This is a genomic window from Citricoccus parietis (assembly GCF_042433045.1).
Lineage (GTDB): Bacteria > Actinomycetota > Actinomycetes > Actinomycetales > Micrococcaceae > Citricoccus > Citricoccus parietis.
In genome coordinates, this window is record NZ_JBHLWH010000028.1 from 69,326 (window position 1) to 89,864 (window position 20,539).

17 protein-coding genes and 1 tRNA gene are annotated in these 20,539 nt (G+C 69.2%); 10 read left to right on the forward strand and 8 right to left on the reverse strand.

Annotated elements, in window-relative coordinates; translation table 11 throughout:
- Positions 1-59: 59 nt before the first annotated feature.
- The 4 genes from ACFFIO_RS10760 to ACFFIO_RS10775 form a co-directional block, all read right to left on the reverse strand.
- Complete coding sequence (locus ACFFIO_RS10760) at positions 60-1,628, reverse strand: aldehyde dehydrogenase family protein (RefSeq protein WP_378041701.1); 1,569 nt, start codon at positions 1,626-1,628, stop codon at positions 60-62.
- Between the two features lie 59 nt (positions 1,629-1,687).
- On the reverse strand, positions 1,688-2,599 hold the full coding sequence (locus ACFFIO_RS10765) for a glycerophosphodiester phosphodiesterase family protein (protein WP_378041703.1): 912 nt from the start codon (positions 2,597-2,599) through the stop codon (positions 1,688-1,690).
- Positions 2,600-2,615: 16 nt separating this feature from the next.
- Positions 2,616-3,527, reverse strand: a complete 912-nt coding sequence (locus tag ACFFIO_RS10770; protein WP_378041705.1) for an HAD family hydrolase — start codon at positions 3,525-3,527, stop codon at positions 2,616-2,618.
- Positions 3,528-3,589: 62 nt separating this feature from the next.
- On the reverse strand, positions 3,590-4,540 hold the full coding sequence (locus ACFFIO_RS10775) for a carbohydrate kinase family protein (RefSeq protein ID WP_378041707.1): 951 nt from the start codon (positions 4,538-4,540) through the stop codon (positions 3,590-3,592).
- Positions 4,541-4,768: 228 nt separating this feature from the next.
- On the opposite strand from ACFFIO_RS10775, the gene ACFFIO_RS10780 reads away from it, so the two are divergent.
- Positions 4,769-6,079 (forward strand): uracil-xanthine permease family protein, encoded by a 1,311-nt coding sequence (locus ACFFIO_RS10780; protein ID WP_378041849.1) that lies wholly within the window; start codon positions 4,769-4,771, stop codon positions 6,077-6,079.
- 70 nt (positions 6,080-6,149) lie between these two features.
- On the opposite strand, the gene ACFFIO_RS10785 is transcribed toward ACFFIO_RS10780, so the two are convergent.
- A complete protein-coding gene (locus ACFFIO_RS10785; protein ID WP_378041708.1) occupies positions 6,150-7,073 on the reverse strand; it encodes a hypothetical protein in 924 nt (307 codons plus the stop codon).
- A gap of 6 nt (positions 7,074-7,079) precedes the next feature.
- Positions 7,080-7,802: a dienelactone hydrolase family protein gene (locus tag ACFFIO_RS10790; protein WP_378041710.1), complete on the reverse strand. Its 723-nt coding sequence runs from the start codon at positions 7,800-7,802 to the stop codon at positions 7,080-7,082.
- 165 nt (positions 7,803-7,967) lie between these two features.
- On the opposite strand from ACFFIO_RS10790, the gene aqpZ reads away from it, so the two are divergent.
- The gene (gene aqpZ, locus ACFFIO_RS10795) at positions 7,968-8,753 is read left to right on the forward strand and encodes an aquaporin Z (protein WP_378041712.1); all 786 of its coding nucleotides are present in this window, start codon (positions 7,968-7,970) and stop codon (positions 8,751-8,753) included.
- Positions 8,754-8,870: 117 nt separating this feature from the next.
- Here aqpZ and ACFFIO_RS10800 read toward each other — a convergent pair whose 3' ends face one another.
- Entirely contained in the window at positions 8,871-9,440 is a 570-nt protein-coding gene (locus tag ACFFIO_RS10800) for a YceI family protein (RefSeq protein ID WP_378041713.1), read from the reverse strand.
- A 383-nt stretch (positions 9,441-9,823) separates the two neighbouring features.
- Between ACFFIO_RS10800 and ACFFIO_RS10805 the strand changes: the two genes are divergently transcribed.
- Positions 9,824-11,164 carry an NAD-dependent epimerase/dehydratase family protein gene (locus ACFFIO_RS10805; RefSeq protein ID WP_378041715.1) on the forward strand — a complete coding sequence of 447 codons (1,341 nt, stop codon included), beginning with the start codon at positions 9,824-9,826 and terminating at the stop codon, positions 11,162-11,164.
- Positions 11,165-11,182: 18 nt separating this feature from the next.
- Entirely contained in the window at positions 11,183-12,388 is a 1,206-nt protein-coding gene (locus tag ACFFIO_RS10810; RefSeq protein WP_378041717.1) for a glycosyltransferase, read from the forward strand.
- Between the two features lie 89 nt (positions 12,389-12,477).
- On the opposite strand, the gene ACFFIO_RS10815 is transcribed toward ACFFIO_RS10810, so the two are convergent.
- Positions 12,478-12,561 (reverse strand) — tRNA-Leu (locus ACFFIO_RS10815).
- A 246-nt stretch (positions 12,562-12,807) separates the two neighbouring features.
- Here ACFFIO_RS10815 and ACFFIO_RS10820 point away from each other — a divergent pair.
- Genes ACFFIO_RS10820 through ACFFIO_RS10845 form a run of 6 tightly spaced genes read left to right on the forward strand, consistent with a single transcriptional unit; the run spans position 12,808 to position 20,500 of the window.
- Positions 12,808-13,731 carry an FHA domain-containing protein gene (locus ACFFIO_RS10820; RefSeq protein ID WP_378041719.1) on the forward strand — a complete coding sequence of 308 codons (924 nt, stop codon included), beginning with the start codon at positions 12,808-12,810 and terminating at the stop codon, positions 13,729-13,731.
- On the forward strand, positions 13,728-14,279 hold the full coding sequence (locus ACFFIO_RS10825; protein ID WP_115932488.1) for an FHA domain-containing protein FhaB/FipA: 552 nt from the start codon (positions 13,728-13,730) through the stop codon (positions 14,277-14,279). Before ACFFIO_RS10820 ends, ACFFIO_RS10825 begins: the two co-directional genes overlap by 4 nt.
- A gap of 5 nt (positions 14,280-14,284) precedes the next feature.
- Positions 14,285-15,844 carry a PP2C family protein-serine/threonine phosphatase gene (locus ACFFIO_RS10830; protein WP_378041721.1) on the forward strand — a complete coding sequence of 520 codons (1,560 nt, stop codon included), beginning with the start codon at positions 14,285-14,287 and terminating at the stop codon, positions 15,842-15,844.
- Positions 15,844-17,259 carry an FtsW/RodA/SpoVE family cell cycle protein gene (locus tag ACFFIO_RS10835; protein ID WP_378041723.1) on the forward strand — a complete coding sequence of 472 codons (1,416 nt, stop codon included), beginning with the start codon at positions 15,844-15,846 and terminating at the stop codon, positions 17,257-17,259. The genes ACFFIO_RS10830 and ACFFIO_RS10835 overlap by 1 nt, the downstream gene beginning before the upstream one ends.
- Complete coding sequence (locus tag ACFFIO_RS10840; RefSeq protein ID WP_378041725.1) at positions 17,256-18,704, forward strand: penicillin-binding transpeptidase domain-containing protein; 1,449 nt, start codon at positions 17,256-17,258, stop codon at positions 18,702-18,704. The genes ACFFIO_RS10835 and ACFFIO_RS10840 overlap by 4 nt, the downstream gene beginning before the upstream one ends.
- Positions 18,701-20,500 carry a protein kinase domain-containing protein gene (locus ACFFIO_RS10845; protein ID WP_378041726.1) on the forward strand — a complete coding sequence of 600 codons (1,800 nt, stop codon included), beginning with the start codon at positions 18,701-18,703 and terminating at the stop codon, positions 20,498-20,500. Before ACFFIO_RS10840 ends, ACFFIO_RS10845 begins: the two co-directional genes overlap by 4 nt.
- Positions 20,501-20,539 lie beyond the last annotated feature (39 nt).

Sequence of the window (20,539 nt, forward strand, 5' to 3'; positions counted from 1 at the left end):
TTGGAGTGGGTGGGCCGCGAAACAACCCACCCCAAGTCGACTGAAAGCGCAGACTTCGCCTACAGCAGGCGCTTGAGGGCCTGGCGCTTGGTCCAGGTGTAGGGCGGGTAGACCATCCTCAGGGTGTCCACCTGATCGGTCTTCGTCAGGGCCGGGCGCAGCTGGGAGAACGTCTCGAAGCCGGACCGCCCGTGATAGGCGCCCAGGCCGGAGGCCCCCACCCCGCCGAAGGGCAGCGTGGGCAGTCCCACCTGCAGCAGGGCCACGTCGAAGGCCATGCCGCCGGCGGTGACACGCTCCTCGAAGGCCCGGTGGTAGCGGTGCTTGTCCGTGAACAGGTAGGCGGCCAGGGGATGCGGCCGGGCCGCGATGAACTCCACTGCCTCCTCGAAGGTGTCCACCCGGACGATCGGCAGCACCGGCCCGAAGATCTCCTCCGCCATCAGGGCGCTGTCCGGTGACACGTCCGCCACCACGGTCGGCTCCAGGAACCGGTCGGCGACGTCGGCCCGGCCGCCATGCACGAGCCGCGCCGGTGGGCGGCCCTCGCCTTCGGCACCGCCACCGCCACCGCCACCCGACAGGGAGTCTTCCAGCAGGGCCACAGTCCGTTCCAGGTGCTCGGTGCTGACCATGCGGCCGTAATCCGGCGATTGCTGCGCGTCCTTGCCGTAGAACTCCTCGATGGCCTTCGGCAGGTGCTTCTCGAGCTGCCGCTGGGACTCCTCGCCCACGGCCAGCACGTAGTCCGGGGCCACGCAGGTCTGCCCGGCGTTGGTGAACTTGCCGAAGGCGATCCGGCGGGCGATCGCCGGCCAGTTGCGTCCGTCCGCCACCACGCACGGGGACTTGCCGCCGAGCTCCAGGGTCACCGGCGTCAGCTGCTTCGCGGCGGCCTCGTAGACGATCCGCCCCACGCGCTCCCCTCCGGTGTAGAAGATGTGGTCGAACTTCTCGGCCAGCAGGGCCTGCACGGCCTCGGCCCCGCCCTGCACCACGGCGACCGCACGCGGATCCAGGTACTGCGGGATGAGCCGGCCGATGAGTTCGGACGTGGCGGGGGCCTTCTCGCTGGGCTTGAGCACCACGGAGTTGCCAGCCGCCACGGCCGCCACCAGCGGGCCGAGCAGGGTCTGGACCGGGTAGTTCCACGGGCCGATGATCAGCACGGTCCCCAGAGGCCGGGCCTCGACTTTGGCGCTGGCGGGCCGAAACGCCAGCGGCACCTTCACCGACTCCGGTTCCATCCAGTCGGTCAGGTACAGCAGGGCGTGGTCCACCTCGGAACGGGTGGGCTGGACCTCGGTCAGCATCGCCTCGACGGCGGGCTTGCCGAGGTCGACCGCCAAGGCCGCGCAGATCGCGTCAGCCTGTTCCTCCAGCATCCGCCGGATGCCCTTGAGCTGACCGGCCCGGAAGCGCCGCGGGTGCGCCAACCGCAGCGCGGCGGCCTGGCGCATCCTCGCGACGGCGGCGCCCGGCTCCTCGTTCCCGCTCGCCACGTCCGGTCCGGCCGGGACGTGCAGCATCGACGCCGGATCGAGGGCGGCGTCCTCCTGACCGGGTCCCTCGCCGTGCTGGCCGGGGTTCAGGGTCTGGTCCGCGATGAAGTCCGGAATCTGGGGCATGCCCCCACGGTAATGGCAAGGGCCCGATACCTCGCAGCCGCTCTGGTCACAGCGGGGGTTCAGCGCTGCGGCCAGTACCCGCGAGCCTCCATCACGGAGGCCAGGGCCTCGGCGTCGTCCGTCATCAGCCCGTCCACGCCGAGGGCCAGCAGGTGCTCCATCTCCGCGGGCTCGTCCACCACCCACACGTGGACCTGCAGTCCGGCGGCCTGGCACCGGGACACGAAGGTGCGGGTCACCACGGGAACGGGGCCCTGCTTCACGGGGACCTGGACGCAGTCGACGTGGACGAGCCGGCGCGCCACGAAGCGGGTCAGCCCCAAGGGGGCCGCCAGCACGAGGGCGGCGATGGCCCATCCGCCGCCGGACATCGCGATCCGGCGGCCGGCCGTCTGAGTGAAGCGCCGGCGTCGGGAATCATGGAAGGAGGCGATCAGCACCCGGTCCCAGGCATCATGGCGGGCCAGCAGGGGCACCATGGCCTCGCCCGCGGCATCGTCCTTGAGGTCCACGTTGAGGTGCACGTCAGGCCACTCGGTCAGCAGATCCTCGAAGCGCAGGAGGTGCTCGCCCTCGAGCAGGTCGCTCCCGGCGAACCCCACCTCGGGCTCCAGCGCCTCACCGCCACCGGAGGCCACCCGCTCCCGCACCGGACCGCGGTCGGACCCCTGCCCGGTGGCTGGATCCAGCACCCGGAGCGCGCTGAGCTCCTCCCAGGTGTGGTCGGAGATCCTGCCCGAGCCGGTGGTGACGCGGTCCAGGACCTCGTCGTGGAAGACCATGAGCACCCCGTCCTTCGAGGTGCGCACGTCCAGCTCGAGGTAGCCGTAGCCACGGTCCACGGCGCTGCGGAAAGCGGTCAGCGTGTTCTCCCGGGTGGTGTCCGCCCCGCGGTGGGCGAAGGCCAGCGGCCAGCCTCGGCGGGCGGGAAGGGAGTCCGTCAGGTAGGGAGGCAGGAGGGGGCGCTTCACGCGTCCACCCTAACCGTCAGTCGAGGGTGAGCAGATGTTCGATGGCCTGGGCCACCCCATCGTCATCGCAGGCTCCGGTGGTCGCGTCCGCGGCGGCGAGCAGGGCAGGGTGCCCCGAGGCCACGGCGTACCCGGTGCCGGCCCAGTGGATCATCTCCAGGTCGTTGGGCATGTCCCCGAACGCCACCACCTCACTGGCGGAGATGCCGTGCTCGGCGGCGAAGCCGGCCAGGGTCGTGGCCTTGTTGACCTCCGGCCGGGACAACTCCAGCAGGGTCATCCCGGGTGCAGAATGCGTCACGGCGAGCAGGTCCCCCAGCAGATCCCGGACCTCGGCCAGGAAGGCATCGGGCTCGTGGGAGCGGGTCTTGACCAGGAATTTCACCACGGCAGGATCCTCGGGCAGGACCTCATCCAGACGCGGTGCCACGTGGACGCCGGCGGCCAGTTCGCCGGACACGAGGTCCCCGGTGACCTCCGCGTCCTGGCGGTCGACGAAGGCGGCATCGAGGTGGAATCCCTCCAGGGTCTCCACCCCGAAGGACGCCGACGGGTCCAGGGTGGCGATCATCTCGCGCGCCTGCAGCACGGTCTCGAAGTCCATGGGCTTGGAGTCGAGCACGGTCTCCCGCACGAGGTCATAGATGACGGCCCCGTTCGAGCAGATGATGGGTCCGGCATGACCCAGCGCCTCGGTCAGCGGCGTCAGCCAGCGGATGGGCCGGCCGGTCACGAAGACCACCTGGATGCCGGCGTCATGCGCGGCCTGGAAGGCCTCCACAGTCCGCGGCGAGATCAGCCCGGTGCGGGTGTGGTCGTAGCCGATGATGGTGCCGTCCAGGTCGCTGGCGATCATCCGGGGCCGGCGGAGGGCCGGACCGGCCGGAGCCGGCGGCGCCGGTTCGTAGGTCGGTTCTGGACGGGACATGGTCCCCATTCTAGGCCGCGGGCCAGCGGGGGTGACGGTGCGAGGCGAACCGGCGGGGCGCCTCAGCCGAGCTCGTCACGTGTGGGCGGATCGGCCCCCAGCCGGGACGAGGTGATGGCCGCGGCCCGCGCGGCGTAGGCGAGCACCGCCGCGGTGTCCTCCGGGCTGATGCTCCGCAGTTCCTTGCGGTTCTCCGCGCCCAGGAGCCCGCGGTCCTTCAGGGCGACCAGCAGGGCGGCGGTGAAGGAGTCGCCCGCACCCACCGTGTCTGCGACCTCCACGGGCGTCACGGGATGTTCGGTCACGCCGGCGGCGGTGGCGCACAGGATCGAGGTCTCCCCGCGGGTCACCACCACCATGGCCGGCTCGATCCGCTGCCACTCGACGATCACGTCCTCGAGCGCACGGTCTGGATACAGCCAGGCCAGATCCTCGTCCGAGGCGTGCACGATGTCCGCGAACGCCACCGACTCCTCAGCTCGGCGGCGGGCGGTGGTCCGGTCGGGGACGATCGAGGGGCGGCAGTTCGGGTCGTAGCTCAGGGTGACGTCCGGCTCGAGCGTGGTCAGCAACTCCATGACGGTGGAGGCACCCGGCTCGAGCATCGTGGCGATGGATCCCGTGTGCAGGTGTTTGAGGGTCCGTGCCCGGCCGTCCCGGTCCAATACGGCGCGCACCAGCCGGGCGGTCTCGTCAGGATCGGGCAGCGACCAGTCCAGGTCGAACTCGTAGTGGGCCACGCCGGTGGGGTCCAGGCGGGCGGTGGCCACGGAGGTCGGCAGGCCGTCCGGGTCCAGCACCGTTGTCACGCCGTTGCGGTCGAGGTACTCGCGGACCATGGTGCCGTAGTCGTCGTGGCCATAGCGTCCGGCGAAGAACACGTTCTCCCCGAGCCGGGCCAGGCCAACGGCCACATTGAGGGGACTGCCGCCGACGTGGACCCGCGGCGTCGCGGTATCGGAAAGGACGACGTCGACGAGCGCCTCGCCGATCACACCCACGTAATCAGTCACAGATCAACGGTACCCTACCGCTCAGTTGCCCTCTCGGTTTTTGACCGGTCCTCCGGACGTCCGCAGGGCAATTCCAGCACCCCCGAACCGACCGGAAAGATACCCGTGACCTCGAAGGACCCCACAGAGCCCACCGACGGAGCCGCCGCGGAAGCCACCGACGGAGCCGCAGGAGCCACCACCGCGTCCACCACCAGAGAGCAGCGGTCCCTGGCCCGCCGGCTCGGCATGGGCTGGCACCTGCATGGCGACGGCCGTCGCATCACCCCGGGCGAGGTCGTCGCCCCGGACGAGCGGCTCGCCTGGCCACAGACCATCGGCGTCGGCGTCCAGCACGTGATGGCCATGTTCGGCGCCACCGTGCTCGTGCCCACCATCACCGGCTTCCCCGTGACCGCGTCCCTGTTCTTCTCGGGCGTGGGCACTCTGCTGTTCCTGATCATCACCGCCGGCCGGGTCCCCTCCTACCTCGGCAGCTCGTTCGCGTTCATCGCGCCCATCAGCGCGGCCATGAACCAGCACGGCATCGGCGGGGCCCTCGGCGGCGTCCTCGTCTCCGGCGTCGCGCTGTTCCTCGTCGGCCTGATCGTGCAGCGGGCCGGGACCGGGTGGATCCACGCGCTCATGCCCCCGGTGGTCATGGGAACGATCGTGGCCCTGATCGGCCTGAACCTCGCCGGTTCCACAACGGAGGCCATGGTCACGGTGCCCCTGACCACCTTCTCCACCGCCCTGGCCATCGTGGTGTGCGCCGTGCTGTTCAAGGGCCTGCTGGGCCGGCTGTCCATCCTGCTCGGCATCATCGTCGGCTACCTCGTGGCCCTGGCCCAGGGCCAGATCGACTTCAGTCCCATCGGTGAGGCCGCCGTGGTCGGCCTGCCGCCCTTCCACGCCCCGGAGTTCCACTGGGACGTGCTGTTCCTCTTCCTGCCCGTGGTGCTGGTGCTCGTGGCGGAGAACATCGGCCACGTCAAGACGGTCGGCCTCATGACGAACCGCAACCTGGACTCCTCCAACGGGCGGGCCCTGATGGCCGACGGTCTGGCGACCACCCTCTCCGGCCTCGGCGGCGGCGTGGGCACCACCACCTACGCGGAGAACATCGGCGTCATGGCCTCCTCCCGCGTCTACTCCACCGCCGCCTACTGGGTGGCCGGGATCGTGGCCCTCGCCCTCGCGTTCTTCCCGCAATTCGGCGCCCTGATCAACACCATCCCCGCGGGCGTCGCCGGAGGGGCGGGGATCATCCTCTACGGCATGATCGGCGTGATGGGCGTGCGCATCTGGGTGCAGAACCGGGTGGACTTCTCGAACACGATCAACCTGATGTCCGCCGGCGCAGGCCTCATCGTCGCGATCGCCGACCCGACCCTGGACGTCGCCGGCATGCAGTTCGGCGGCATCGCCCTCGGCACCGCGACGGTGCTCGTGGTCTTCCACCTCATGACCGCCATCGCCCGCTGGCGCGGCACCGAACCCGTGCCCGCGGATCCGGATGAGAAGCCCTACGAGTCCTCCGAACCCGGCCGCCTGGGCTGACCCGCACGGCCACGGGGCAACGGCGAACATGCACGACGCCGGTCCTCCCCCTCCGCAGGTCAGGCCTCGTTCAGCGGCGCTTGCCGCCCCTGCCGCCCTTCGATCCCGGGGACCCCTTCGAACCCTTCGATCCCTTGGCCGCGCCCTTCGACCCGCCCTTGGAACTCTTGGAGCCAGCCCCGGTGGCACCCTTGGCACCCTTCGTGGCCGTGGCGCCGCCCTGAGGCGCCGCGGTGGAGGCCTGGAGGTGGTCATTCCGGGACGAGCCGGGGCGGCGGCCCTTCGCCGCGCCGACGAAGTCCTGCACGAGTTGGGAGTCCACGGCCTTCAACCAGGCCAGGCCCACCCCCCACCCGGGATGGCCGTCCGATGCCTCCGCGGCCTCATCGCGGCGTTCCAGGGGCAGCACCACCACGTCCTTGCGGCCGAACATGCGGGCCACCGAGGCGGGCAGGACCACGTGGCCCGCGCCCGTGGCCACGATCTCCACGGCCATCCGCTCGCCTGCACCCGGGATCTCCGGGGCGTCCAGCGCGTCGATCGGCGGCTCGGGCGCGAACCTCGCCGGGTCCATCCGCTCGGCCGGATCCAGCTCGGAACACGGGACGGGGCCGTCGGCTGCGGCATCCCACGCTGCCAGCAGGTGATCCTGGCCAACGCACACCACCGGGTCCTCCTCGTAGAACCGGACCACGTGCACGTCGGCGGGATCCACGCCGCCGGCGGCGAGGAGTGCCTCTGGGGTGGAGTCGAGCCGCCAGCGCAGGTAGCCCAGCTGAGGAAGCCCGCGCGGGGCCAAGCCGTCCGGGCCGGGTGCCAGGAACGCGACCTGCGCACCGACGTCGTGGTTCACCAACTGGACCCGGCGCTCACGGGAGGTGAAGCGGTCCACCCACTTGGAGGGCGAGGCGCCGGGGATGGTGGAGAGGAACAGCGTCTCCGGGACGGTCTCGTCTGCTGAAGACCGCCCGGACGGGGGCGAGGACGGGGGCACCGGCGGTTACTCGACCTTGTCCTTCAGGAACCGCACGGTGCGGGACCAAGCGAGCTCGGCCTCCTCGGGGCGGTAGTTGCCCTGAGGGTTCTCGTCATTGTGGAAGGCGTGCGGGGCATCGTAGAAGAAGTACTCGACCTCGGCACCGGACTCGTCGCGGATCTGCTGCTCCTGGGCGCGTGCGTCCTGGGGCGGGAACATGGAGTCCTGTTCGGCGTAGTGGCCTTGAACAGCAGCCTTCACCCCGGCGTAGGCCTGCGGGACGGCCTGGCCGACGCCATAGAACGGCACCGCGGCAGAGACCTTCGCACCCTGGTCAGCGGCGAGGGCGAGCACGAACCCGCCACCCATGCAGAACCCGACAGTACCGACGGTCTTCGAGGTGACCGAGTCCAGGGACAGCAGGTAGTCGACGGCCCCGGCCAGCTGGCGGGCCCCCTCCTCCGCGGGGAGGTTCTGCATCATCTCCCCGGCCTCCTCGCCATCATGGGCGACCCAACCGCCGAACAGGTCCGGGGCCAGGGCCGTGAAGCCCTCCGCCGCCAACCGGTCGCAGACGTCCCGCATGTGGTCCGTGAGGCCCCACCATTCCTGGATGACGATGACGCCGGGGCCGGACCCGGATTCGGGGGTGGCCAGGTAGCCGTGGCCACGATGGTCGCCGCCCTCGGTCCCCTCCTTCTCCGGCAAGGCAAAGGTGGTGTTCTGGTGCGGGGTCTTTCCGGCCACTGGTCCTCCTTGGATCCGCGGATGAAGCTGGTATCGGTCACGGTCAGTCTAGGCGTGCCTTCAGACCGGACAAGTGGAGATACTGGGGCTTCCAGCAGCCGCCCGTCTAGCCCCCACCCGGAGGGCCGGTGCCGGTCTGCCATGACAGCACTGGAGGATCGCACCATGCCTGCTTCATCTGCTCCCAGCACCCCAGCCCGCTTGGTGGCCGAGTTCATCGGCACCTTCGTCCTCGTCTTCGGAGGTTGCGGCACCGCCGTCTTCGCCGCCCAGGTCATGGACGATGCCGCCGGCGTCAACATGGGCGTCGGCTTCCTCGGGGTCGCCCTCGCCTTCGGCCTGACCGTCGTGGTCATGGCCTACGCGGTGGGACACATCTCCGGCGGCCACTTCAACCCGGCCGTCACGCTGGGCACCGCCCTGGCGGGCCGCACCAAGTGGTCCGACGTCGGCCCCTACATGCTGATCCAGATCCTCGGCGCCACGGTGGCCGGCGGCGTCCTGCTGGCGATCGCCTCCGGAAAGACCGGATTCGACGCCCAGGAGTCCGGATTCGCCACCAACGGCTACGGAGAGCGCTCACCGGACGGCTACACCATGCTGTCCGTGCTGCTGATCGAGGTCGTCCTGACCGCCGTGTTCCTCTACGTCATCCTCGGTGTCACGGACCGCCGCGCCCCGGCCGGCTTCGGCCCGCTGGCGATCGGCCTGTCCCTGACCCTGATCCACCTGATCTCCATCCCGGTGTCCAACACCTCCGTGAATCCGGCCCGCTCCCTCGGCGTGGCCTGGTTCGCCGGCGGTGAGGCACTGGGTCAGGTCTGGCTGTTCATCCTGGCCCCGCTCGTGGGCGCTGCCATCGCCGGGCTGACCTACCACCTGCTGTTCCCGGACCGCGGAGCCGTCAACGCCGACATCGCCGGACAGGAGGCCAACGACGCCACCGCCTGAGCCGTTGCCTGCCGCGCCAGGTCGCCTCCAGAGGTCAAAAGCGCCCCGTCGTCCCGGATGATCTCCGGGACAACGGGGCGCTCTGGCCTGCCGTTGCAGGCGGGGGTGCGCTCAGGCTCAGGCCTGGGCGCCCTCTTCGGCCGGCAGGACGAAGGAGGCGTCGATCTGGATCTTGACGGCGTCGGAGACGAGCACGCCACCGGCCGCGGCCTGCAGCGGGGCGTTCCAGGTGATGCCGAAGTCCTTGCGGGAGATCTCACCGGCGGCTTCGAAGCCGGCGCGGGTCATGCCGAAGGCGTCGACGGTCTGGCCGCCGAACTCCGCCTTGAGCTCGACCGGGTTGGTGACGCCCTTGATGGTCAGGTTGCCCACGAGGATGAACTCCTGCGGGTCGTTGCCCTTGGCGCGCACCTCGGTGGAGACGAAGGTCATGTTCGGGTGGGCCTCGGTCTCGAAGAAGTCGGCGGCCTTGATGTGGGCATCGCGGTCCGGCTGACCGGTGTCCACCGAGTTGGCGTCGATGGCGATGTTCACGTTCGAGGCGGTGGCGTCATCGGCCACGACCAGCGATCCCTCAACGGCGTTGAAGGTGCCGCGGACCTTGGAGATGCCGGCGTGGCGGACCGTGAAGTCCACATCGGTGTGGGTGGCGTCCAGGTTCCAGGTTCCGGGGGTCAATGCGGTCATGAGGGGTCTCCTTGCGTTGAAAGCGGTGGCGTCCGGACCGCAGCCCGGCCGTTCCACCAATATTGGTTGAACATTCAATGGAACCATGGCCGGCCCGAAACTATTCCCCGCACCGGCATGAACTTCGGATGAACGGATCGAGGCGCCCTCGCGGACGGCGGCCGATGGCGGCCGTCCTGCCCCGCATGGAGCCGGGCCTCCCACCCCACCAACCGTCGAATCTCCTGAGGTCCACGCGTCCCACTGGCCCCCGAGGACCGGTCGGTTGGATAGGCTCAAGACGACCCTTCGACCCACACGGAAGCCAACCCCGGTGCCCGCCTGCGCATCCGGACCGTGGCTCGCCGTGTTCGGTCCCTCGACAACCTGCATTGGGAGTACTTGTGAAGATTGCGATCCTCGGCGGCGACGGCTTCTGCGGCTGGCCCGCTTCCCTGCACCTCTCGGACCAGGGCCACGAGGTCACCATCGTGGACAACTTCTCCCGGCGCGTGATCGACGAGGAGCTCGAGGCCGAGTCCCTGACCCCCATCCGATCGCTCTCCGAACGCCGCGCGGCCTGGAAGCAGGTCTCCGGCCGTCAGATCGGCTTCGCCTTCATCGACGTGGCGCAGGACTACGAGGGACTCCTGGAGTTCTTCCGCACCGAGCGCCCAGACGCCGTGGTCCACTTCGCCGAGCAGCGGGCCGCGCCCTATTCCATGAAGTCCTCGAAGAACAAGCGCTACACCGTGGACAACAATGTGAACGCCACGCACCATGTGCTGAGCGCGATCGTCGAGTCCGGCGTGGACATCCACCTGGTCCACCTCGGCACCATGGGCGTCTACGGCTACGGCACCGCCGGTATGAAGATCCCCGAGGGCTACCTGGACATCGAGGTCACCGCAGACGGCGACGCGAACGGTGCTGCGGACGGCGAGGCGAACGGCCCGTCCGACCAGCCGGCCGAACCGCGGCGCATCGAACAGCAGATCCTGTATCCGAGCAACCCAGGCTCGATCTACCACCTGACCAAGGTCCTGGACCAGCACCTGTTCGCCTACTACGTGAAGAACGACTCGGTGCGGATCACCGACCTGCATCAGGGCATCATCTGGGGCACCCACACGGCCCAGACCCAACTCGACGAGCGCCTGATCAACCGCTTCGACTATGACGGCGACTACGGCACCGTGCTGAACCGCTTCCTCATGCAGGCCGCCGTGGGACATCCACTCACGGTGCATGGCACGGGCGGCCAGACGCGCGCGTTCATCCACCTGCAGGACATGGTCCGCTGCGTGCAGATCGCCCTGGAGAACCCTCCGGCTGCGGGCGAGCGCGTCAAGATCTTCAACCAGATGACGGAGACCCACCGCGTGCGGGACCTGGCCGAGATGATCGGCAGGATCACCGGCGCCGAAGTGGCGATGGTGCCGAACCCGCGCAAGGAGTCGGCCGAGAACGACCTGCACGTTGTCAACGACACCTTCCTGGACCTCGGACTCCACCCGACCACCCTGTCCGAGGGGCTCCTGCTTGAGGTCGAGCAGATCGCCGAGAAGTACCGGGACCGCGCGGACCTGTCCAAGATCCCCGCCACCTCGCTCTGGACCGCCGATCAGCAGGCCGGCGTCCCGGAAACGGCCCCGGCCGGGCCGGCGTCGTCCCCGGTTCCGGCTTCGGACTCCGTTCCGAGCGCTGTTCCGGATGCTGTTCCGGATCATGCCCCGGTGAAGTAGCGGGAGCGGGCCCTATACATGCGCATCGCGATGTTCACCGAGGTCTTCCTGCCGAAGATCGATGGCGTGGTGACCCGCGTGGTGCGCACCCTGGAACAGCTGGAGGCGATGGGGCATGAGGTCCTGCTCTTCGCGCCCGGTGAGCCACCGGCTGAGTACGCCGGGCACGAGGTGGTCAGGGTGCGGAGCTTCTCGCTGCGCTACCTGTACCCGGAGTTGAAGGTGGGAGTCCCGACGCCGGCCATCGCCCGGCGGGTGGAGGCCTTCCGCCCGCACGTGGTCCACACCGTCAACCCGATCTGGCTGGCCGCCTACGGCGTGCTCTCTGCCGGGCGGCGGGACCTGCCCCAGCTGGCGAGCTTCCACACCGACGTGCCGAAGTACACGGAATCACTGCGCGTGGGCTGGGCCCGGCACCCCCTCGAGTCCTGGATCCAGTTCCTCCACAACAAGGCCGAGGTGAACCTGTGCACCTCCGGGCCCATGGTGGACCGGGCCCGTGAGGTCGGCATCCAGCGGGTGGACCTGTGGCCGAAGGCCGTGGACACGGTCGGCTACCACCCTTCCAAGGCCACGGACCGGATGCGGGAGAAGCTGACCGCAGGCCATCCCGAGGCCCCGCTGGTGGTCTATGTGGGGCGCATGAGCCGCGAGAAGGACCTCGACCAGCTGGTGGAACCGATGCGCCGGGTCCGCGAGCGGGTCCCCGGTGCCCGGCTGGCCATGGTGGGCTCCGGTCCGTACGTGGACGAGCTGAAGAAGATGTTCGACCCGGCGTACACCGTGTTCACGGGCTACCTGTCCGGCGCGGACCTCGCCGCCGCCTACGCCAGCGCGGACGCCTTCGCCTTCCCGTCCACCACGGAGACCCTGGGCCTGGTGGCCCTGGAGTCCATGGCCTCCGGGGTGCCGGTGGTCGGAGCCCGCGCCGGTGGCATCCCCTTCGTGATCGACGACGGCGCCACCGGCTTCCTGGTCGATCCCGGCGATGTGGACGGCTGGGTGGACCGCCTGGCGCGCCTGCTCGAAGACCGCGGGTTCCAGGCCTCGATGGGTAAGGCGGCCCGCACCGAAGCCGAGCGGCATTCCTGGCGTGCTGCAACCGAGGCCCTCGTGGGCTTCTACGAGCGGTCGATCGAGGCACACTGGAGCAGCACCCACCGGGAACTCAACGGCCCCCTCCTGGACCGCTTCGCCAAGCCGATGCCGCGGACACTGGACTGAGGAGCCCCGCTCGCCAGCTACAGCGAGTCCCCGGGAACAGTGAAGGCCCCGGATCCATGATCCGGGGCCTTCACCGTTATAGACTCGCGTGCGCGAGGGGGGACTTGAACCCCCACGTCCTTTCGAACACTGGCACCTGAAGCCAGCGCGTCTGCCAATTCCGCCACTCGCGCGAGGTTTTGGTCTGTCTTCCCGGTCGAAAGGCCTGTATGGAATCCTTCGTACCGGTCAGAACAGCAGGATCTATCCTATCCCCACCGTGACGGATTCCCAAATCGAGGGCCAATCGGGGGCCTGAGCCCAGCCTGGAAGATCGCATTGAAACCGCATTGAGATCCGTCACCGGCCTGTTCATCCCGGTTTGCTCGTGCGTGCCGCGTACTATCGACACAGACATCTGCGGAAAGGAGCACCCCCGCGTGGGTCTTCTGGATAACCTCGAGCGCGGCCTGGAGAAGGCTGTGCAGTCAGCCTTCTCGGCCGGCGGCCCCCGAGCAGTCAAGCCGGTCGAGATCGCCAATGCCCTGAGACTGACCATGGACGATGAGGCCATGGTCCTCTCGGAGGGCCGCACTTTCGTGCCCAACGTCTTCATCATCCGGTTCTCCACCCCGGACTTCGAACTGGCCCGCAAATGGGGCTCCGCCCTGGCGGAGGAACTCTGCGACGAGGCCATCCGGCATGCCCGGGACCAGGGCTACACCCTGCATGGCCCGGTGCGCGTCACCTTCGTGGAGGAGGAGTCGCTGCGCGCCGGCAAGCTGGACATCGAGTCCGCCTCGGACCGCTCCGGCGGTTCGGACCAGATGCACGACGCCGGCTCCTCGCCCTCCGGGACCGGCTCGGCCGCCGTCGTGTCCCAGGCTCCGGTGGACCGGAACGTGCCCGTCCCGCCGGCGGCGCCCGTGGCCCCGGCCGCGACTTCCCGGCCCGCGCCCTCCCGTGCTGCGTCTGCGGAAGCGGTCCGGCGGACACCGAGCCCGTCTCCCCAGCGCCCGGCCCAGCCGTCCCGGCCGGCAACCGCACCATTGCAGCCCGTGCTCGAGATCGACGGCCGCAAGTACGGCATCAACGCCGATTCGATCGTGCTCGGCCGTTCCGCCGATGCGGACATCCTGGTGGAGGACACGGGCGTCTCCCGCCGTCACCTGGAGATCATCACCCGGGGCAGCACCGTCATGGCGGTTGACCTGGGCTCGACGAACGGCATCTACGTGAACGACCGTAAAGTGGACGGCTCCACCGTGCTGCGGCACGGCGACCGAATCACGATGGGACGTGTTGCCATGGTCTTCAGGATGCTGCCCGCGCGGGACACGCCGGGCCAGGGAGGTGCCTCATGAGTGAACTTGCCGTGGCCGCCCTGCGGCTGGGCCTGCTGCTGGTCATGTGGATCCTCATCATCTCGATCGTCTCCTCCCAGGGGCGGGATCTCATGGTCGGCGCCCGCAACAAGGTCCGTCCCCGCGGCAAGAACGCGGCGCCCGTCGCCGCCGGCGCAGCCGCCGGTACGGCCGTCAGTCCCAGTGGTGGCCCCAGTGGTGGTGCACCCGCCTCCGGGACCGGAGGCCAGACCACCGGCCAGCAACAGGCCCGGCCGCTGCCGACGCGGCTCCAGGTCACCGAGGGCCCACTCCAGGGCTCCGTCGTGGAACTGCACGGATCACCGCTCCTGCTCGGGCGCGCCCAAGAGGCTGACCTGGTGTTGGACGACGACTATGTCTCGGGCCGTCATGCCCGCCTGTTCCCGCAGGGCTCACGCTGGTTCCTCGAGGACCTCGGCTCCACCAACGGCACCTATGTGTCCGGCTCCCAGCTGACGCGCACCGTGGCCGTGGACCCGGGCACCCCGATCCGGATCGGCAAGACCGTCCTCGAACTGAGGTCCTGACGCCGATGCCTTTGGTCCTCCGCTTCGCTGCGCGATCCGATGTGGGCAGGGTCAGGTCGAAGAACGACGACTCTGCCTATGCCGGATTACACCTTGCCGTCGTGGCCGACGGCATGGGCGGGCACGTCGGGGGCGATGTGGCCAGCGCCTCCACGGTGCTGGACCTGGCCCCCCTGGACGCCACCGGCTATGCCAGTCCGGAGACCGTGCTGCCGGACGAGATCCAGAACGCGAACCTGATCCTCAACGACCTGGTCCATGCCAGCCCCAAGCTCGCCGGCATGGGGACCACGTGCACGGCGATGCTGCTCGCCGGGCGGACCATCCACGTGGCGCACATCGGAGACTCCCGGGCCTACCGGCTCAAGGACGACACCTTCGAGCAGATCAGCATCGACCACACCTTCGTGCAGCGCCTCGTGGACGAGGGACGGCTGAACCCGGCCGAGGCCGAGTCGCATCCGCACAAGAACGTGCTCATGCGGGTGCTCGGGGACGTGGATGCCTCCCCGGAGCTCGACATCTCGGCCGTGGACGCCGCACCCGGCGAGCGCTGGCTGCTGTGCTCTGACGGGCTGACCGCCGTGGTGCCGCCCTCCGTGATCGAGCAGAAGCTGCGCCACCGGAGCGACCTGCAGGCCGTGGCCGATGAACTGGTTGAGCTGACCCTGTCCGGCGGTGCCCCGGACAACGTCACCGTCGTGGCACTGGAGGTGGACGAGGCCACTGAGGCCGAGGCAGCCCTGCCCCCGCCCGCCCACCTCTCCGACCAGGCCCTCGCCGCCGCCACCCCCGGCGAGGCCGGCCCCGTCTCGGCCTCCCTGTTGCGGGAGGATCTGGAGTCACGCCCCCATGTCCTCGTCGGTGCCGCCGACCTGGCAACCCAGACCGGCAAGATCCCCATCGTCACCCGCCGCAGCACCCAGAAGCGTGCGGCCGCCCTGTTGACCGGCGCGGCCAGCCACGGTGCCCAGGCGGAGGGTGTCCTGCCCGACCCGCTGGCGGTCTCCGCCGCCTCGGAGCTCATCGAGGGCCATCGTGGCTCGGACGACGGTCTCGGTGACGGCTCGGATTCCGGCGGGCCCGGACCGGAGGAAACGCGGGACGGGACACGGGAGGAGGAGCGGCCGCGCCGACGTCGTTCCGTCTTCATCCCGGTCTTCACCGCGCTCTTGGCGCTGATCTTCGCCGTGCTCTTGCTCTGGGGCTACCTGTGGACACAGACCCAGTACTACGTGGGGGCCCAGGACGGCCGGGTGGCCATCTACAACGGAGTCTCCCAGCGGCTGGGTCCGATCCAGCTGTCCCACCTGGACAGTGAGACGGACGTGGCGTTGGAGGACCTGCCAGCATATTCACGTCAACGCGTCGAATCGGGCCTGCCGGCCCGCGACCTCGAGCACGCCCAGCAGATCGTGGCCGACCTGGAGAACTCCGTGACCCCGGATCCGCCGGCCACGCCGAGCCCGTCCCCGTCCGGGTCGCCGAGCGCTTCGCCATCGGGGACTCCCTCAGGCAGTCCGACCTCCACGCCCCCGTCCACCCCTCCAGGAGGTGATCGCTGATGTCCCAGATCTCTTCCGCCCCCCGTCCGCGACGCAACACCGAACTGGTGCTGCTGATCGTGGGCCTGAGCATCGGCACCGGCGCCAGCCTGCTCGCCGGCCTCGGCATGGACCGCGAGATCACCTCCGAATACTGGGTGCAGTCGGCCGTGCTGGCCATCATGGCCCTGGTCTTCCACCTGGTGCTGCGGCTACGCGCACGGTATGCGGATCCGTACATCCTGCCGATCGTGGTCACCCTCAACGGCCTCGGGATCGCCATGATCCACCGTATCGACGTGGCAGAGGGGGACGACGCCGCCTCCCGCCAGCTGATGTGGACCGTGGTGGCCATGGGCGTGGCGATCGCCCTGCTCTGGCTGCTCAAGGACCACCGTGTCCTGCGGCGCTGGCCCTATCTGTTCCTCGCCGCCTCCGGCATCCTGCTGCTGCTGCCGCTGATCCCGGGGCTGGGCATGGAGATCAACGGCGCCCGGATCTGGATCAACCTCGGCGTGGGCTCCTTCCAGCCGGGAGAGATCGCCAAGATCACCCTGGCCATCTTCTTCGCGGGCTACCTCTCTGCCAACCGGGACCTCATCCTGCTGGCCGGCAAGAAGATCGGCCCCGTGACCTTCCCCCGCTTCCGGGACATGGGCCCCCTGGTGATCGCGTGGCTGATCTCGATGGGCGTGCTCGTGTTCCAGCGGGACCTCGGCTCCGCCATCCTGTTCTTCGGGTTGTTCATGGCCATGATCTACCTGGCCACCTCCCGGGTGTCCTGGATCATTCTCGGCCTGGTCCTCGTGGCCGTGGGCGGGCTGATCGCCGTGAACACCATCTCCCATGTGGGGCTGCGCGTGGACGCCTGGCTCCATGCCTTCGACCCGGAGGTCTACAACCGCGGCGCCGGCAGTTACCAGATCGTCCAGGGACTGTTCGGTCTCGCCTCCGGCGGACTCCTCGGCACCGGCCTGGGCGGAGGGCGGCCAGACATCGTGGCCTACGCCAACTCGGACATGATCATCGCCTCGTTCGGCGAGGAGCTGGGCTTCATCGGCCTGTCCGCGATTCTGATGCTCTTCGTGCTGCTGGTGACCCGCATGCTCCGCGCCGCCCTGGGAACCCGTGACACCTTCGGCAAGCTGTTGGCCGCCGGACTGGCCTTCACCATGGCCCTGCAGTGCTTCGTGGTCATCGGTGGAGTCACCATGGTGATCCCGCTCACCGGCCTCACCACTCCGTTCATGGCGGCCGGTGGCTCCTCACTGCTGGCCAACTGGATCGTGGTGGCGCTCGTACTGATGGTGTCCCAGTCGGCGCGCAAGCCGGTCGCCGTCGGCCCCATGGTCAACGCGTCCGGCTCTGGATCAGGGCACCAGGACCGCACGTCCGGGGTTCCGGTCGAGACGCCGGCAGGAGGGGTCACCGCATGAATCAGGCCATCCGTAATTCCTGGGTCGTCATCGTCGCCATGTTCATGGTGCTCGTGGTGGCCATCTCCATCATCCAGGTCATCGCCGCCGATGCCCTGAAGAACAACGACTTCAACTCGCGGCAGCTCTACCAGGAGTTCGGCTCCGCCCGCGGACCGATCCTCGTGGACGGCAACCCGATCGCCGAATCGGTGGAGTCCAACGACGACTTCAACTACCAGCGCGTCTATCACGACACCGAGCTGTACTCGGGGCTGACCGGTTTCTATTCGCTGACCTACGGCGCCACCGGCCTGGAGGACAAGCTCAACCGCTACCTGGCCGGCTCCTCGGACGGCCAGTTCGTGGATCGCATCATCGAACTGTTCTCCGGCACCCAGATGGAGGGTGCCCAGGTGGAGTTGACGATCGACCCCGAGATGCAGGAACTCGCCTACTCGGTGATGCCGGAGGGGGTGGAGGCCTCCGTGGTGATCACCGATCCGGAGAGCGGGGACATCCTGGCCATGGCCTCCAAGCCCAGCTATGACACGAACCTGCTCGCCACGCACAGCGGGGCCGAGGCCTCGGCGAACATGGAGGAGCTGCAGTCTGTGCCGGGCTTGAGCCCCTACCTCAACCGGCCCACCGCCTCCTTGCCGGCCCCGGGCTCCACGTTCAAGCTCATCGACACGGTGGCCATGCTCGAGTCCGGCGAGTACCAACCGGATCAGGTCCTCGACGTCCCGGATTCCATCACCCTGCCGAACACGAACACGCCCCTGGGTAACTTCGGCGGCGGCCTGTGCGGCCCGATGGACGAGGCCACCCTCGCCGAGATCTTCGCCCAGTCCTGCAACACGCCCTTCGCCCTCGCGGCCATGGAGCTGGGCCAGGACCGGATCCGCACCACGGCGGAGAACTTCGGGTTCAACGAGTCCTTCGACATCCCCTTGACGGTCGCCGCCTCGCAGTTCCCCGAGGACCTGGATGACGCAGCCCTGGCCCAGTCCTCGATCGGCCAGCGGGACGTGAAGGCCACCGCCCTGCAGATGAACATGGTCGCCGCCGCGATCGCCAACGACGGGACGATGATGAAACCGCAGCTGATCGACACGATCCGCGGCTCGGACCTGACGCTGCTGGAGGACGTGCAGCCGGAGGTCTTCAAGCGCTCCACCACCCCGGAGATCGCCGAACAGATGACGGAGCTGATGCGCGGCCCGCTCGACGGCGGGACGGCCTACCGGGCCCAGTCAGACCGCGTGGACATCGCCGCGAAAACCGGCACTGCCCAGTTGGGAGCGGACAATGACCTGGTCAACTCCTGGATCACCGGGTTCGCCCCGGCCGATGACCCGCAGGTGGCCGTCACGATCGTGTACCAGAACATCGACTTCGACACCGGCAGCGAGCTGACGTCGACCAACCTGAAGGAAATCATGGAGGCGGTGGTCACACAGTGAGGCCGACATCGGGTATCACGCTGGGCGGCAGGTATCAGCTCACCGAACGCATCGCCATCGGCGGCATGGGCGAGGTCTGGAAGGCCAAGGACAAGATCCTGGGCCGGCTGACGGCGGTGAAGATCCTCAAGGAGGAGTACACCGGTGACGCGAACTTCCTGCGCCGCTTCCGGGCCGAGGCCCAGCACACGGCGTTGCTGAACCATCCCGGCGTCGCGAACGTCTTCGACTACGGCGAGGAGGACGGCTCCGGCTACCTCGTCATGGAGTTGGTCCCCGGACCGCCACTCTCGGCGATCCTGGACAAGGAGAAGGTCCTCTCCCCGGACCGGACCCTGAACATCATCGCGCAGACCGCCCGTGCCCTGTCCGCCGCCCACGCCCAGGGCCTGGTGCACCGCGACGTGAAGCCCGGGAACCTGCTGATCACGCCGCACGGACGCGTCAAGGTCACCGACTTCGGCATCGCCCGGCTCGCCGACCAGGTGCCGTTGACCGCCACCGGCCAGGTCATGGGCACCGCCCAGTACCTGGCCCCGGAACAGGCCACGGGACAGCAGGCCACCGGTTCCTCGGACATCTACTCCCTCGGTGTCATCGGCTATGAGAGCCTCGTGGGACACCGTCCCTTCTCCGGTGAGTCCCAGATCGCGATCGCGCTGGCCCAGGTCAACGACCCACCACCGCCCCTGCCGGACACCATCCCCGAGCCGGTGCGGGCCCTGATCATGTCCATGCTGGCCAAGGAGGCCGACGAGCGTCCGGCCAACGCCACCGCCCTGGCCGAGGCTGCAGAGTCCCTGCGCCAGCAGGACACGGCGTCCGCCGCCGCCGCCGTGCCCGGAATGATTCCGTTCCTGACCGGAGGTGCCGCCGCCGCGGCCGTTGCCGCCCAGGGCGCCCAGACCCAAGCGCTCACACAGGCCGTCGACTACTCGGGCATGTCAGACACCCATGCCACCGAGGTCATCAGCGGTGCCTCCGGTTCGGAGGGCACGGGCACCTCCGCACTGCCCGTGGCCGAGGCCGCCAGCGCAGGTGCCGGCGCTGGCGCAGCCAGTGCCATCTCCGCCACGGAGAACCCCGATGCCTACCGCGCCGGAGACTCCCTGGACCCGGACGCCGAGGGCTACAACGACCAGCTCGACCGCACCGCCGGACGGAAGAAGCGCAGCCCGTGGACCTGGCCGATGATCGGGCTGCTTGCGCTCATCGTCTTCGTCATCCTCGGCATCTGGCTCGGGCCCCAGTTGACCGGCGGCGGTGGCGAGGAGTCTTCCTCGGCGCCAGTGACCTCCGCCAGCTCCTCGGCCAGCGAGTCGGAGTCGGGCTCCGCCTCGCCCTCGCCCTCACCGAGCACGTCCGAACCGACCACCGAGTCGCCGACTCCCACCGAGACCGGGGCCGAGACCGTGTCGATCCAGGCCGCGACGTATCAAGGCCGGGACTTCGAGACTGTCGCAAGTGAGCTGCGCGCCCTGGGCATGGAGGTAGAGGGCGCCGAGATCCGTAACGATGCCCCCGCCGGTACGGTCATCAATCTCTCGCCGAGCAACACGGACGTCGAGGTCGGCTCGCTGATCATCGTCACCTACTCCGCCGGCCCGCAGCCTGACCCGACCACGCCGGCCCCATCCACCCCCACGGACACGGGCACGGAGACCCCGCCACCCTTGGACCCGGGTCCCACCGAGACCTCGGCGGCTCCGACCGTAACGCCCACGGCGACTACGGCCCCCCAGAGCGCCGAGAGTCCCATCGACCCCACGGGCACGGACGAGAGCCCGGCCGCCTAGACCGCCCGGGGACCCCGGCCAGCCAGCAACTTCAGCGAG

What these genes read in the sequence shown, in the direction of transcription:
- ACFFIO_RS10760 (WP_378041701.1), bottom strand. Translation starts at nt 1,628, where the DNA reads ATGCCCCAGATTCCGGACTTCATCGCGGACCAGACCCTGAACCCCGGC.
- ACFFIO_RS10770 (WP_378041705.1), bottom strand. Translation starts at nt 3,527, where the DNA reads ATGTCCCGTCCAGAACCGACCTACGAACCGGCGCCGCCGGCTCCGGCC.
- ACFFIO_RS10780 (WP_378041849.1), top strand. Translation starts at nt 4,769, where the DNA reads ATGGGCTGGCACCTGCATGGCGACGGCCGTCGCATCACCCCGGGCGAG.
- aqpZ (WP_378041712.1), top strand. Translation starts at nt 7,968, where the DNA reads ATGCCTGCTTCATCTGCTCCCAGCACCCCAGCCCGCTTGGTGGCCGAG.
- ACFFIO_RS10800 (WP_378041713.1), bottom strand. Translation starts at nt 9,440, where the DNA reads ATGACCGCATTGACCCCCGGAACCTGGAACCTGGACGCCACCCACACC.
- ACFFIO_RS10810 (WP_378041717.1), top strand. Translation starts at nt 11,183, where the DNA reads ATGCGCATCGCGATGTTCACCGAGGTCTTCCTGCCGAAGATCGATGGC.
- ACFFIO_RS10825 (WP_115932488.1), top strand. Translation starts at nt 13,728, where the DNA reads ATGAGTGAACTTGCCGTGGCCGCCCTGCGGCTGGGCCTGCTGCTGGTC.
- ACFFIO_RS10830 (WP_378041721.1), top strand. Translation starts at nt 14,285, where the DNA reads ATGCCTTTGGTCCTCCGCTTCGCTGCGCGATCCGATGTGGGCAGGGTC.
- ACFFIO_RS10835 (WP_378041723.1), top strand. Translation starts at nt 15,844, where the DNA reads ATGTCCCAGATCTCTTCCGCCCCCCGTCCGCGACGCAACACCGAACTG.
- ACFFIO_RS10840 (WP_378041725.1), top strand. Translation starts at nt 17,256, where the DNA reads ATGAATCAGGCCATCCGTAATTCCTGGGTCGTCATCGTCGCCATGTTC.